Genomic DNA, 13,850 nt, shown 5'->3' with positions numbered 1-13,850 from the left:
GATCAAATGAGGAGGAATAGACATGGCTAAAGTATGTTATTTTACAGGTCGTAAAACTGTATCAGGAAACAACCGTTCACATGCGATGAACCAAACAAAACGTGCGGTAAAACCAAACCTTCAAAAGGTAACTGTTTTGATTGATGGAAAACCTAAAAAAGTTTGGGCTTCAGCTCGCGCACTGAAATCAGGTAAAGTTGAACGTGTTTAAAAAGGAGATCCGCAGGGTCTCTTTTTTTCGACCCTCAAATGGGAGAATCTGAACTAGGGCTGTTGTTTTTTAGTCCACTTATATAGCCGTTTAGTTTATTTTTAGTACTAGCTCAAACAGTCTGGGGAGAGACTGTTTGAGGTGGGAAATGAAGAAAACGAAGTTTTCGTTAAAAGTCGCAGGTAGTTGTCCAGTTGATAACTAGACAAGTTATAGATAAGAAAAGTGTAACTTTTTTCAATAGTACAGCAAGACGAGTTAACGAAGTAATAAAAATATAAACTAAATGACTATACTCGTCAAAAATCAAAATCTGATAAAACAAGATAAAACGAGTGGAACTCGTGTCAAGTGTGGATCTCTTTGGGACATAACTGTTTCAGCTTTAGCCAGTTCCAGATTTTGATTTTTATAGAGCCCAATTAGTTAGGGATATGCTGCTAGGGGCTTCTTCTGCCGTGACAGTATAATTTTTTACAGTCATGAGAAATTGTGGTAAAATAGAGTGATAAAATGATTTGAGGTAGAAAAAATGACGGTTAAGATCAATACAAAAGATGGCCAGATTGAACTAACAGATGATGTCATTGCGACAGTTGTTGGGGGTGCTACAACGGAGATTTTTGGCGTTGTTGGTATGGCGAGCAAATCTGCGATTAAGGATAACTTTCAAGCACTTCTTGGAAAGGAAAACTATGCTAAGGGTGTCGTGGTGAAAACGACCGAAGAAGGGCATATTGCAGTAGATGTTTATACTGTGATGAGCTATGGTGTCAAGATTAGTGAAGTTTCTCGCAATATTCAAGAGCGTGTAAAGTTTAACTTAGAAAATCAATTAGGTATTGCAGCAGATACAGTCAATGTCTATATTCAAAATATCAAAGTCGTAGGAGAATAATGGTGTCTAAAATTACAACTAGTTTATTTCAAGAAATGGTGCAGGCTGCATCAACTCGCCTGAATAAACAAGCAGAATATGTTAATTCCTTAAATGTCTTTCCCGTTCCTGATGGTGATACAGGTACCAATATGGGCATGACCATGACCAATGGTGCTAAAGAAGTGTCTGATAAACCAGCGAATACTGTTGGTGAAGCAGCGCAAATTCTGTCAAAAGGTCTCTTGATGGGGGCGCGTGGAAACTCTGGCGTAATCACCTCTCAATTGTTCCGTGGCTTTGGTCAATCTGTCAAAGAAAAAGAGGAGCTGACTGGTAAAGATCTAGCGCAAGCCTTCCAATATGGGGTTGAAGTGGCTTATAAGGCTGTTATGAAACCAGTTGAAGGAACCATTTTGACGGTGTCACGTGGTGCAGCCACAGCAGCCTTGAAAAAAGCTGAACAAACTGATGATGCTGTTGAGGTGATGCGTGCGACCTTAGAGGGCGCAAAGCGCGCGCTTAAGAAAACACCAGACATGCTTCCAGTATTGAAAGAAGTCGGAGTGGTAGACTCTGGTGGTCAGGGTCTAGTCTACATCTATGAAGGCTTCCTTGCAGCCCTTACAGGTGACTACATTGCTTCTGACGATTTTGAGGCAACACCAGCAGTGATGTCTGGAATGATCAATGCAGAACACCACAAATCAGTCGCTGGACACGTTGCAACAGAAGACATCACCTTTGGTTACTGTACAGAAATCATGGTGGCACTCCGCCAAGGTCCAACCTATGTGAAAGACTTTGACTACGAAGAATTTCGTGCTTATCTGAATGACTTGGGAGACTCTCTGCTTGTCGTAAATGATGATGAAATTGTAAAAGTTCACGTCCATACCGAGGATCCGGGTCTTGTGATGCAGGCTGGTCTCCAATACGGTAGCTTGGTCAAGGTCAAAGTAGATAATATGCGCGAGCAACATGAAGCGCAGGTGGAAAAAGAAGAGGGTTTCCAAAAACCAGCTGAACAAAAAGAATACGCAGTGATTGCTGTGGCAGCAGGTGCGGGGCTGACAGAAATTTTCAAATCACAGGGTGTAGACTATGTGATTTCAGGCGGTCAAACCATGAACCCATCTACGGAAGATTTTGTTAAGGCGATTGAATTGGTCAATGCCCGCAATGTCATCTTGTTGCCGAACAACAAGAACATCTTGATGGCTGCCCAATCAGCAGCTGAAGTAGCAGAAGTTGTTGTTAAGGTGGTAGAGACTCGTACGATTCCGCAAGGCTTTACTAGCCTATTGGCCTTTGACCCAAGTCGTGATATTGAAGCTAACTTCGAGGTCATGACTGCTTCGCTTGCTGATGTGAAGAGCGGTAGCGTGACGATAGCGGTTCGCGATACAAGGATTGACGGACTTGAGATCCATGAAAACGATCAGCTTGGTATGGTTGATGGTAAGATTGTTGTTTCAAATCCAGACATGATGGAAACACTCAAGGCAACCTTTGACAAGATGTTGGATGAAGATAGTGAGATCGTGACCATTTATGTGGGGGAAGAGGGCGATCCAGACCTTGCTGACACCCTTGCTCAAGACTTGGAAGAAAAATACGAAGACCTTGAAGTGGAAATCCACCAAGGGGAACAACCAGTCTACCCATATTTGTTTAGTGTCGAATAAGAAGACGAAGAGTTTGGACAGAGGTTCAAGCTCTTTATTTTTGTAGTGACACTTTTCTTATCTATCAGACGAAACGACTATATTGATACCCTATAAAAATCAACATCTGGAACTGGCTAAAGCTGAAACAGCTACGTCCCAAAGGGAGCTACACTTGACACGAGTCTCACTCGTTCTATTTCCCACCTTTCCCAGTCTATTCCTATCCTGTTCGACACGAGTTTCACTCGTTTTATCTCCAACCTTCACCAGTCTATTCTTAGACTGTTGAAGCAAATAGAATTCTGTTCTTTCTTGTTTTAAGGGAATAGGCTAAAAATCTCTACTGGAGCTTTTACTCAGCAAGGTGAATGAACGACGTCAGAATTTGATTTTTGATGAGTATGAGCAGAACGCCTAGAAACAAGGGAGTGAGAACGAGGTTGCTTTTATTCTTGAGGATAGAAGTCTTGAAAAATATAGAAAGCGATTTCGAAAAATGGTATACTAGGTAGAAAGGGAGGTGATCAGATGAAAGAAATGCAGAAAAAGTCAGTGACGATGAAAGAGGTGGCTCAGCTAGCAGGTGTTAGTGTTGGAACGGTATCGCGGGTCATCAATCAGGAACAGGGCATAAAAGAGACAACGCTTCAAAAGGTTCAGCAGGCGATTGAGGAGTTGAACTATATTCCAGATGTCTATGCTAGAGGGATGAAGACCAATCGAACAGAGACGGTAGCCTTGATTCTTCCGACTATCTGGCACCCATTTTTTAGTGAGTTTGCTTTTTTTGTTGAAGAGGCCCTCAGTAAAAAGAATTATAAATTGTTGCTATGCAATACAGATGGGGCTAAAAAAGAGATTGAATACCTCATGATGCTGCGACAGAATAAGGTGGACGGTATTATTGCCATTACTTACAGTCCGATTGAAGACTATCTAGCATCCAATATTCCCTTTGTTAGTATTGATAGAACCTATCAGGACAAGGAAATTGCCTGTGTGACATCCGACAACCAAAAAGGTGGCGAGTTGGCGGCACAGATTTTACTCGAGAAAGGATGTCAGCACCTCGCTTTTGTCGGCAGTCATAATGATACTCTTAATGAGACCAAGAAACGACGGCAATTTTTTGAGAAGACGATAGACCAGATAGGAAAAGAGTGTCTTATTTTTGATAGAGCAGAGCCGGTGGATCATTTTCTTGGAGACTTGGAAAATTTCTTGGCACTGCATCCCCAGATTGACGGCATTTTTGCCATCAATGATTTTACGGCGCTAGATACAATCGCTATTTTAGAAAAGCAAGGCAAGCGTGTACCAGAAGATGTCCAAGTGATTGGTTATGACGGCATCCGTTTCTCAAACGATAGAAACTACCATGTCTCTACGATTAAGCAGCCCTTAGAGCAGATGGCGCAGGAAGCGGTCAATATTTTACTCGCTATTATTCATAAAAAGAGCTATAAACTACAAAGTATACTACCGATTTCATATATTGAGGGAGCAACAACGAAAAAAATGAGAAGGAGGTCTTGACAGAAAGCGCTATCAATGATAAGATATAGGTATCAAAATTTATTTTTCAATAAAATTGAAACGTTTTAAAAATAGAAGAAGTCTATTTTCTGCAATAGATTTTCTTGTTTATCAAAATTGAAACGTTTCAAAAAGGAGGAATGGTGAATATGGGGAAGGAATACTCTGTCTGGAGTAGAATCAAGAAACAAAAAGTATTGTTACTGATGTTGCTCCCGGGACTTTTGTTGACCTTTGTCTTTAAGTATATTCCGATGTACGGGGTTCTGATAGCCTTTAAAGATTACAATCCTTTAAAAGGTGTCATGGGAAGCGAGTGGATTGGCTTTCAAGAGTTTGGCAAGTTTCTTTCTTCTCCGAACTTCGGTATCCTGCTTGGAAATACGCTGAAGCTCAGTATCTACGGTTTGCTACTCGGCTTCTTGCCGCCGGTTCTGTTGGCAATCATGCTCAATCAGTTGCTGAGTGATAAGGCGAAGAAACGGATTCAGCTGATTCTGTACGCCCCTAACTTTATCTCAGTCGTGGTCATTGTCGGAATGGTTTTCCTCTTCTTTTCAGTCGGTGGGCCAATCAACGGTTTCCTATCTTTCTTTGGGATTCAGACAAACTTTTTAACGGATCCCAACGCCTTTCGTCCCCTCTATATTTTGAGTGGTATCTGGCAAGGAATGGGCTGGGCATCTACCCTCTACACAGCGACCTTGGTCAATGTGGATACGTCTTTGATTGAGGCAGCTAAAATGGACGGTGCCAATATCTTCCAGCGGATTTGGCATATTGATTTGCCAGCCTTGCGCCCTGTTATGGTCATTCAATTTGTCCTAGCAGCTGGTAATATCATGAATGTTGGTTATGAAAAAGCCTTCTTGATGCAAACCTCTCTCAATTTGACCAGTTCAGAAATCATCTCAACTTATGTGTATAAGGTCGGTCTTGTGTCAGGAGACTATTCCTATTCGACAGCTGTTGGACTATTCAATGCCGTCATCAATGTGATTTTATTGGTTGCGGTGAATCAGATTGTCAAACGGCTGAACAACGGTCAAGGATTGTAAGGAGAATGAAATGAACACACAACTATATACAAGATTCGACAAGCGGATGCTGGTCGTGAATAAACTCATCATTGCCTTTTTGGTCTTGATTACACTTGTACCAATGATGTATATTTTGGTGGCTTCTTTCATGGATCCACAGGTACTCGTGAGTAAGGGAATTAGTTTTGACCCTACTGACTGGACGATTGAGGGCTACCAGAGGGTCTTTAGTGACCAATCGATTGTTCGAGGATTTTTCAACTCCCTCTTTTATTCCTTTAGCTTTGCAGCTTTGACGGTTTTCCTCTCTGTTTTGACTGCCTATCCTTTGTCGAAAAAGGATTTGGTTGGTAAAAAGTGGTTGAATGCCTTTCTGATTTTCACCATGTTCTTCGGTGGAGGCTTGGTACCGACCTATCTCCTTGTAAAAGATTTGGGTATGCTCAATACCGTCTGGGCCATTATCGTGCCTGGTGCGATCAATGTCTGGAATATCATCTTGGCTCGCACCTATTTCCAAGGGATTCCAGATGAGTTGTTAGAGGCAGCTTATATCGACGGTGCCAACGATTTGGAAATTTTTATCAAGATTATGCTGCCACTTGCCAAACCAATCATGTTTGTCCTCTTCTTATATGCCTTTGTAGGACAATGGAATTCTTACTTTGATGCCATGATTTATATCAAGGATCCGAACCTAGAACCGCTTCAGCTTGTTTTGCGGAAAATCTTGATTCAAAGTGAACCGGGTAAAGATATGATTGGAGCGCAGGTAGCCATGAATGAATTAAAACGAATCGCAGAAATGATTAAGTATGCAACGATTGTGATTTCCAGCTTACCGCTGATTGTCATGTATCCTTTCTTCCAGAAATACTTTGATAAGGGGATTATGGCTGGTTCGTTGAAGGGTTGATACTTCCTAGAACATAGATTTTAGGAAATGTCATAAAATGTATATCAATATAAAAAGGAGTTTTCTCATGAAAATGAAAACATGGATGAGTCTCAGTGCGACTCTATTGGCAACCTCTGCTTTGGTTTTGACTGCTTGTGGCAATAAAAAGACTGCCTCTAGTCCAGACTATAAGCTAGAAAATGTTTCTTTCCCGCTTAAAGATAAGGTGACCTTGAAGTTTATTACAGGTAGTTCACCACTTGCACCAAAAGATCCGAATGATAAGCTGATTTATCAACGCTTGGAAGAGGAAACAGGTGTTCATATTGACTGGATCAACTATTCTTCTGATTTTGCAGAAAAGCGCAACTTGGACATTTCATCGGGTGATTTGCCAGATGCGATTCACAATGCTGTTGCATCGGACGTTGAATTAGTGAAATGGGCAAAACAAGGGGTGATTATCCCAGTTGAGGACTTGATCGACCAATACATGCCAAATTTGAAGAAGATTTTGGATGAAAAGCCAGAATACCGTGCCTTAATCACAGCGCCCGACGGTCATATCTATTCTTTCCCTTGGATTGAAGAATTGGGTGAGGGCAAAGAATCCATTCACTCCGTAAATGATATGGCTTGGATTAACATTGACTGGTTGAAAAAGTTAAATCTCAAAATGCCAACTACAACAGATGAGCTGGTAACTGTTTTAGAAGCCTTTAAGACACAAGATCCAAATGGAAACGGAAAGGCAGATGAGATTCCGATGTCCTTTATCAATGCAGGTGGAAATGAGGACTTCAAACTCTTGTTTGCTGCCTTTGGTATCGGTGACAATGATGATCACTTGGTCGTTGGGAATGACGGTATTGTAGATTTTACAGCGGATAATCCGGAGTATAAAGAAGGGGTAAAATTCATCCGTCAACTACAAGAAAAGGGCTTGCTAGATCCAGAAGCCTTTGAGCAAGATTGGAATACCTATATTGCAAAAGGGGGGGATCATCAGTACGGTGTCTATTTTACATGGGATAAGGCAAATGTATCAGGTTTCAATGATAGCTACGATGTTCTTCCTGTTCTCACTGGACCAAGTGGGAAAAAACACGTTGCTAGAACCAACGGAATGGGCTTTTCGCGCGACCGTATGGTCATTACCAGTGCCAATAAAAACCTTGAATTGACTGCCAAATGGATTGATGCCCAGTATGTACCTTTGCAATCTGTTCAAAACAACTGGGGTACTTACGGCGATGATAGTCAGCAAAATATCTTTGAATTTGACAAGGCAAGCAATAGCCTAAAACATTTACCGCTTGATGGAACAGCACCAGGAGAGCTTCGTCAAAAGACAGAAGTAGGTGGACCGCTTGCCATTTTAGACAGCTACTACGGTAAGCTAACAACCATGCCAGACGATGCTGTATGGCGGTTGGATATTTTGAAGAAAACCTATGTTCCATATATGAACAATGAGGCGATCTATCCGCGCGTCTTTATGGAAGAAGAGGATTTGGATAGATTGGCACAAATTGAGGCAGATATGAATGACTATATCTATCGCAAACGTGCAGAATGGATTGTCAATGGTACTATTGACAAAGAATGGGATGATTATCTCAAAGAGCTAGATAAATACGGCTTATCAGACTGGTTAGCTATCAAACAGAAATATTACGATAAATATTTAGAAAATCAAAAATAGAAGTAGAGAGTGAGAGAATATGGGAGAGGTATGGAGTGTTACAAAAGCGAATCGCTATATTGCGCAGCATCAGGGAGAGGTCAATCCTCTCTATAAGCCAGCATTTCATTTTTCAGCTCCCGTGGGCTGGCTCAATGATCCCAACGGTCTGGTGCAGTTCAGGGGGGAATACCACTTATTCTACCAATACTATCCTTATGGAACACAGTGGGGTGCTATGCACTGGGGACATGCCAAAAGTAAAGACCTGCTCCATTGGGAGCATCTTCCAGTTGCTCTAGCTCCAGACCAAGATTACGATAGGGACGGCTGTTTTTCAGGAAGTGCTATCGTCAAAGATAATAGGTTGTGGCTGATGTATACAGGTCATATTGTGGATCCAGATGGTAGTATTCGTCAGGTGCAAAACATGGCATACTCGACAGACGGTATTCATTTTGAAAAACTAGCATCAAACCCCGTAGCGACAGGAGCTATATTGCCAGAGGAGCTTGTAGCGGCAGACTTCCGTGATCCAAAGGTATTTGAAAAAGACGGCACCTATTATGCAGTGGTCGCTGCTAAACACCGTGACCATGTAGGTACGATTGTACTACTTGAATCACCTGATTTGGTCACATGGGACTTTGCTTCCATTTTCCTCAAAGGAGAGCCGCACCAAGGCTTGATGTGGGAATGCCCTGACTACTTTGAGCTAGACGGTACTTCTTGCTTGCTTATGTCACCAATGCGTTATCAAAAAGAGGGGTTAGACTATACCAATATCAATTCCTCAGTCCTCATGACGGGGCATGTGGATTGGGAGCAAAAGGTTTTTCGGCCTGATACAGTAAAAGAAGTGGATCATGGTCATGATTTCTATGCTCCACAGACCTTGGAAAACGCAGCTGGTGAACGGATCATGCTTGCCTGGATGCAGACATGGGGGCGGACTAATGTAACAGACCAGCTCAAGCACAACTGGGCTTGTGCCATGACCATACCGAGAAAATTGCAGATACAAGATGGTGTTATGTATCAAGAAATCCCTGCCAGTCTGTTAGAGGATTTGCTGGTTTTGCCTACGAAAGGAGAGATAAGAGGAGGCTATTTCCAAGAGGATTGGACAATGAGCAAGGTCTTTCGTCTAGGCAGCAAGTCCGACTATATCGAATTTGGCTATGATGCAGCTAAGCAAGAGGTTTATATTGACCGTAGTCGCTTGACATTCGCCATTCAGGGAGAAGAAGAGTGGTCTACCCAACGCCGTGCTGTTGGTGCAGAAAATCCTAAAGTCTTGGTAGTGATTGATACAAACAGTATTGAAATCTTTGTCAACGGCGGTCAGGATAGCCTAACCAGCACCTATTTCTTGTCAGGTGAACGGACGTTATCTTTTGCCCAATAACAGAAACGGTCCTAGGCTATAGTCATTTAGTTTATATTTTTATTACTTCGTTAACTCGTCTTGCTGTACCCCAGTACTACCTGCGACTCGTTGCCTAGTACTAAAAATAAACTAAACGGCTATATATGCTGGCTGAAAAGGAATCTAGGACCAATTTCAAGCGTACAGGTACAGCTGGCACTTACCTTGAGGAATGATAGGAAATGGATAAAGAAAATAAAATTGCTGTTTTCCTTGCTATTTCCTCGAAAGTGCGGTATAATGTTATCTCGTGAGTAGCCCTCACTTACTCGTGGCTAGACCATGAGTCATTAGACCAAAAGGAGGAACATATCAATGGCTAAATACGAAATTCTTTATATTATTCGTCCAAACATTGAAGAAGAAGCTAAAAACGCTTTGGTAGCGCGCTTTGACTCTATCTTGACTGACAATGGTGCAACGATTGTCGAATCAAAAGCATGGGAAAAACGTCGTCTTGCATACGAAATCAAAGATTTCCGTGAAGGACTTTACCACCTCGTAAACGTTGAAGCAACTGATGATGTCGCTCTTAAAGAGTTTGACCGTCTTTCAAAAATCAACGGCGACATTCTTCGTCACATGATTGTGAAATTAGACGCGTAAGAAGGTAGATTATGATAAATAATGTAGTACTAGTTGGTCGTATGACCCGTGATGCAGAACTTCGTTACACACCGTCGAACCAAGCCGTTGCGACATTTACGCTTGCGGTTAACCGCAATTTTAAAAACCAAAACGGTGAACGAGAAGCGGACTTTATTAACGTGGTGATTTGGCGCCAGCAGGCTGAAAACTTGGCAAACTGGGCTAAAAAAGGTGCCTTGGTGGGGATTACCGGTCGTATTCAGACCCGTAATTATGAAAATCAGCAAGGACAACGCGTTTATGTAACCGAGGTTGTTGCAGAAAATTTCCAACTATTGGAAAGCCGTACTGCACGTGAAGGCCAAGGTGGTGGCTACCCAGCTGGTAATTCCTTTGCTGGTGGTAATGACTATCAATCACCTTACCAAGCGCCTGCACAATCTACACCAAACTTTGCACGCGATGAAAGTCCATTTGGGGCAACCAATCCAATGGATATTTCAGATGATGATTTACCATTCTAGATAGGACAGATAAAATAATAAAGGAGAAAAACATGGCTCAACAACGTCGTGGCGGATTCAAACGCCGTAAAAAAGTTGATTATATCGCAGCGAATAAAATTGAATATGTTGATTACAAAGATACTGAGCTTCTTAGTCGTTTCATTTCAGAACGTGGAAAAATCTTACCACGTCGTGTAACTGGAACTTCAGCTAAAAACCAACGTAAAGTAACAACAGCTATCAAACGCGCACGCGTAATGGCACTATTACCATTTGTAAATGAAGATTAAAAAAGAGGTTCAGTGAACCTCTTTTTCATGAGCATATAAATTAGAAAAGCGAATTGTAGCCCATCTAGGGCTATTTTTTCATGAGCCTGAAAATGAAAGAGCGAGTGAGTAGGATAATAAAGGAAACATGACTGTTTTGAACTTGGTTTGCTTTACGACTCTCCCCTTTAGTGGGGACGTAGCTATTTACAGCTGTGGAGTATCAGACGAACCAAGTTTCCTCCTTTCAACCGCGGGTGGTTGATATAAGAAAGGTACCGACCTCTCTCAGCTGTTCGATGGGGAGCGCGCTAGAATGTGATGGTGCCTGCGGGTGTTTGTTCCTGTCAGGTAGAGTTGATGAGTGGCTTCTTGATGGCTTGTTGGTGGTAGGTAGAGTTCTCCCAATCCTGATTTGAGGGTGTTGACGATCTTGACATCTTTTGAAATCCGAATCCGACAGTTGGAAAGGGTATTTTTCACGACGAGGTGGGTCAAGTCTTTTTCAAATTGGGCTTGGCTTATATCGAGTTGCACATTGGCGCAGAAAGCCTTCATCGAGATAGCCTGTAGGGCAGGTGCAATGGAGTAGGCGTATTTGTCGGTGAAATTGGCTTCAATGTTCAGGTAATTGCTATCAGTTGAGTGAAGGGTGGTAGTAGATGTCGCTTCAAATTGGAGGAACTTGTGCTGTTGCCTCTTCTTATTGATACTGTGGACGGCAACGCCTAGCACGAGAATCCCCCAAAAGAGGGGTCCGACATTAAATGGAGTATAGGCATAGGGGATAATCTCCCGCATGTAGAGGGAGGAGAAACTAAGCCAGATGAAGAATAAAATGGTATTCTTGCGCTCCACTCCCAACCACAGGAAACCAAGAGCCAAGAGCAGGGTGAGGGGGAAGTAGTCAAGATGATATTGAGCTCGGGGAAAAAGGCGACAAGAATGAGATAGAGGGCAAATAAAATGAGGATGACTTGCCAAGAGTAGGTTTTTTTCATAGAAACCTTCAAGGTTCTTTTTTTGGAAATGGAGCAGGGGGAAGGGCGATTGATGTTTGTGACATCAGGAGCCAATCGGTTTTCCTGCTATTAGGGCATGGGTTGCATAGCATTGCGGATATTGTACTTTTTCTTGATGAGGTAGCGAATGACAAATGCTCCTGCACCGATGACAATCGCAAAGAATGGTGATACAGGTGGATTGATACTGCTTGGAATGAGTGCTGCAAGGAAGAAGACGAGGGTCCAAGCAAGTGTTGCAAGCACCAGAAAGCCAAGCGCTTTGACAAGGCTCGGACGTTTACCAGTCTGGACTTGCTCACGGTAGACAAAGTGGTACATCATATACATCCCAGCTCCCACTCCAAAACCGATCAGCAACATGGTAATGAGACCGTAGTTGACACCTGCGTTAAAGGAATTCATTGCCCCGTTGACGATCCCGATAATAGCAAGGAGTAAGAGGCTAGAATCGAGCCACATGAGCCAAGGATTTTCATTGAGTGGTGGCTGATCTGTTGCTTCAGATTGAGCAGTCTTGCTAGCTGCCCAATCGCTAGGAGCTCCGTAAAGACTACGGGCGGTGACGCCTGTTTTTTGATGTTCGAGAATGACAGGGAGGATTTCTTCGAGCAATTCTTTGATTTCGGTATCCGTCTTACCAGCCTTGATGAGCTGGTTGGTAGCGATATGGATAAATTCCTGATTTTTCTTGGTTAATTCGTTGATTTCTGTAAATGGCATAGTGATCTCCTCTTGTGTTAGAACCATTTTTTGCGTAAAAAGTTGATGACGACAACCGCACTAAGACAGGCCGAGATAAAGGAGATGATCCAGAAGGAGTTGGGGTGTCCTCCAAACGGCATACCTGATTCCGGAACGTTCATTCCATAGGCCGAGAAAATAACGGTTGGAATATCGAGCGCCATCGTCATAAGCGCCAAGGTTTTCATAATGGTGTTTTGGTTGTTGGAAATAATCGCCGCAGATGTTTCGGCAAGGGCGTACAAGACATTGCCATAAATATCCGCCATCTCAAGGGCCTGCTGGGTCTCGATCAAGGTATCTTCAAGCAGATCCTCGTCCTCCACATATTTCTTTAAGGTACTGTTTCGGACAGACAGTTTTTTCACCACACGTTCATTGAGTTTAAGGGAAGCTTTTAGATAGACGATGGATTTTTCCAACTCCATCATATCGATGACTTGTTCATTTTTGGTGGCGCGGTCGATATGGGCACTGATCCGATCCGTCTGTCGGTCAATCGAACGTAGGGCAGTGATGAAGAGTTCAGCATTACGATAGAGCAACTGGAAGACAAAGCGTGTCTTCATAAAGGTATAGAAATTCTTGATCCGTTGATTGAAGAAGTGATCAAAGAGGTTCAAGGGCTGAACACAGGTGGTGATGACGACATCCTTTGTGACAATAATCCCGAGCGGTAGGGTGATATGGTAGCTTTTATTGTTCCGCTCCTCGTAGGTCGGAACGTCCACGATAATCAAGGTGTAGTCATCTTCTACGGCGATCCGAGAGGACTCTTCCACGTCGAGCGGGGCCCGTAGGTCAGTGATGTCAATGTTAAATTGTTCGGCCAATGTGACAGATTCTTCCTGGGAGGGGTTAACCAAGTTAATCCAAGCCCCTGGTTCAAAGGTTTGGATTTCTTCTAAATTCGTTAATGTAGAACGAAACATCTGTTTCATATCAAATCCTCCTCAGTTTTTATTGCGTTTAAATGCACCCTCTCATTATACCAAAAAAAGCTCTCTGAAGGAAAAGTTTTTCACAAATAGATGCCCACGGCCTAAAAAAAGAATTGTTTGTCTCCAGTTTTTAGTTATTCTTCAAGATAAAAAGGACCAGAAGTGAATGAGGCAATCGATCCCGTGTTTAAGGAATAGACTTGTTCGGTAACTACTTGGTTTCAAAATTAATAATCCCACAAATTAACTCAGCACGTATTTCAAAACGTTTTCTCCGACCACGATAGTCTTGTTTCATGATTTGAAACGTCTTAAACTTCGCATTGAAATGCTCAATTTGGATACGAATCGCTGCCATCTCACGATTTAGTTGCTTTTCCTCTTCCGTCAATCTGTGATGTTTTGAGTTCTTAGCTGGAATAAAGCTATTTTCAT

General features: G+C 42.5%; 15 protein-coding genes. 11 read left to right on the top strand and 4 right to left on the bottom strand.

Features of this window, described 5'->3' with window-relative positions:
* The first annotated feature begins 22 nt into the window (after nt 1-22).
* From rpmB to rpsR, 11 genes are all read left to right on the top strand, one after another.
* On the top strand, nt 23-211 hold the full coding sequence (gene rpmB, locus BU200_RS05020; RefSeq protein WP_001140948.1) for a 50S ribosomal protein L28: 189 nt from the start codon (nt 23-25) through the stop codon (nt 209-211).
* Nucleotides 212-743: 532 nt separating this feature from the next.
* On the top strand, nt 744-1,109 hold the full coding sequence (locus BU200_RS05015) for an Asp23/Gls24 family envelope stress response protein (RefSeq protein ID WP_075099129.1): 366 nt from the start codon (nt 744-746) through the stop codon (nt 1,107-1,109).
* Nucleotides 1,110-1,111: 2 nt separating this feature from the next.
* Nucleotides 1,112-2,776: a DAK2 domain-containing protein gene (locus BU200_RS05010; RefSeq protein WP_075099157.1), complete on the top strand. Its 1,665-nt coding sequence runs from the start codon at nt 1,112-1,114 to the stop codon at nt 2,774-2,776.
* A gap of 510 nt (nt 2,777-3,286) precedes the next feature.
* Nucleotides 3,287-4,294: a LacI family DNA-binding transcriptional regulator gene (locus tag BU200_RS05005; protein ID WP_075099128.1), complete on the top strand. Its 1,008-nt coding sequence runs from the start codon at nt 3,287-3,289 to the stop codon at nt 4,292-4,294.
* 140 nt (nt 4,295-4,434) lie between these two features.
* A complete protein-coding gene (locus BU200_RS05000; protein WP_075099127.1) occupies nt 4,435-5,352 on the top strand; it encodes an ABC transporter permease in 918 nt (305 codons plus the stop codon).
* 10 nt (nt 5,353-5,362) lie between these two features.
* The gene (locus tag BU200_RS04995) at nt 5,363-6,250 is read left to right on the top strand and encodes a carbohydrate ABC transporter permease (protein WP_075099126.1); all 888 of its coding nucleotides are present in this window, start codon (nt 5,363-5,365) and stop codon (nt 6,248-6,250) included.
* Between the two features lie 67 nt (nt 6,251-6,317).
* On the top strand, nt 6,318-7,937 hold the full coding sequence (locus BU200_RS04990) for an ABC transporter substrate-binding protein (RefSeq protein ID WP_172459317.1): 1,620 nt from the start codon (nt 6,318-6,320) through the stop codon (nt 7,935-7,937).
* Between the two features lie 19 nt (nt 7,938-7,956).
* Complete coding sequence (locus BU200_RS04985; protein WP_075099125.1) at nt 7,957-9,324, top strand: glycoside hydrolase family 32 protein; 1,368 nt, start codon at nt 7,957-7,959, stop codon at nt 9,322-9,324.
* Nucleotides 9,325-9,660: 336 nt separating this feature from the next.
* On the top strand, nt 9,661-9,951 hold the full coding sequence (gene rpsF / locus BU200_RS04980; RefSeq protein WP_075099124.1) for a 30S ribosomal protein S6: 291 nt from the start codon (nt 9,661-9,663) through the stop codon (nt 9,949-9,951).
* Nucleotides 9,952-9,962: 11 nt separating this feature from the next.
* The gene (locus BU200_RS04975; RefSeq protein ID WP_075099123.1) at nt 9,963-10,457 is read left to right on the top strand and encodes a single-stranded DNA-binding protein; all 495 of its coding nucleotides are present in this window, start codon (nt 9,963-9,965) and stop codon (nt 10,455-10,457) included.
* A gap of 32 nt (nt 10,458-10,489) precedes the next feature.
* The gene (gene rpsR, locus BU200_RS04970; RefSeq protein WP_002939250.1) at nt 10,490-10,729 is read left to right on the top strand and encodes a 30S ribosomal protein S18; all 240 of its coding nucleotides are present in this window, start codon (nt 10,490-10,492) and stop codon (nt 10,727-10,729) included.
* A 267-nt stretch (nt 10,730-10,996) separates the two neighbouring features.
* On the opposite strand, the gene BU200_RS04965 is transcribed toward rpsR, so the two are convergent.
* The 4 genes from BU200_RS04965 to BU200_RS04950 form a co-directional block, all read right to left on the bottom strand.
* Entirely contained in the window at nt 10,997-11,566 is a 570-nt protein-coding gene (locus tag BU200_RS04965) for a hypothetical protein (RefSeq protein ID WP_075099122.1), read from the bottom strand.
* Between the two features lie 233 nt (nt 11,567-11,799).
* Nucleotides 11,800-12,453 (bottom strand): DUF1129 domain-containing protein, encoded by a 654-nt coding sequence (locus BU200_RS04960; RefSeq protein WP_075099121.1) that lies wholly within the window; start codon nt 12,451-12,453, stop codon nt 11,800-11,802.
* A 17-nt stretch (nt 12,454-12,470) separates the two neighbouring features.
* Complete coding sequence (locus tag BU200_RS04955; protein WP_075099120.1) at nt 12,471-13,415, bottom strand: magnesium transporter CorA family protein; 945 nt, start codon at nt 13,413-13,415, stop codon at nt 12,471-12,473.
* A gap of 211 nt (nt 13,416-13,626) precedes the next feature.
* On the bottom strand, nt 13,627-13,850 hold a 224-nt coding region (locus BU200_RS04950), incomplete at its 5' end, for a transposase family protein (protein ID WP_142237021.1).

It is taken from the genome of Streptococcus acidominimus (genome assembly GCF_001921825.1).
GTDB lineage: Bacteria > Bacillota > Bacilli > Lactobacillales > Streptococcaceae > Streptococcus > Streptococcus acidominimus.
The sequence above is the reverse complement of the archived record's forward strand: the minus strand, read 5'-3'. Positions and strand labels throughout refer to the sequence as shown.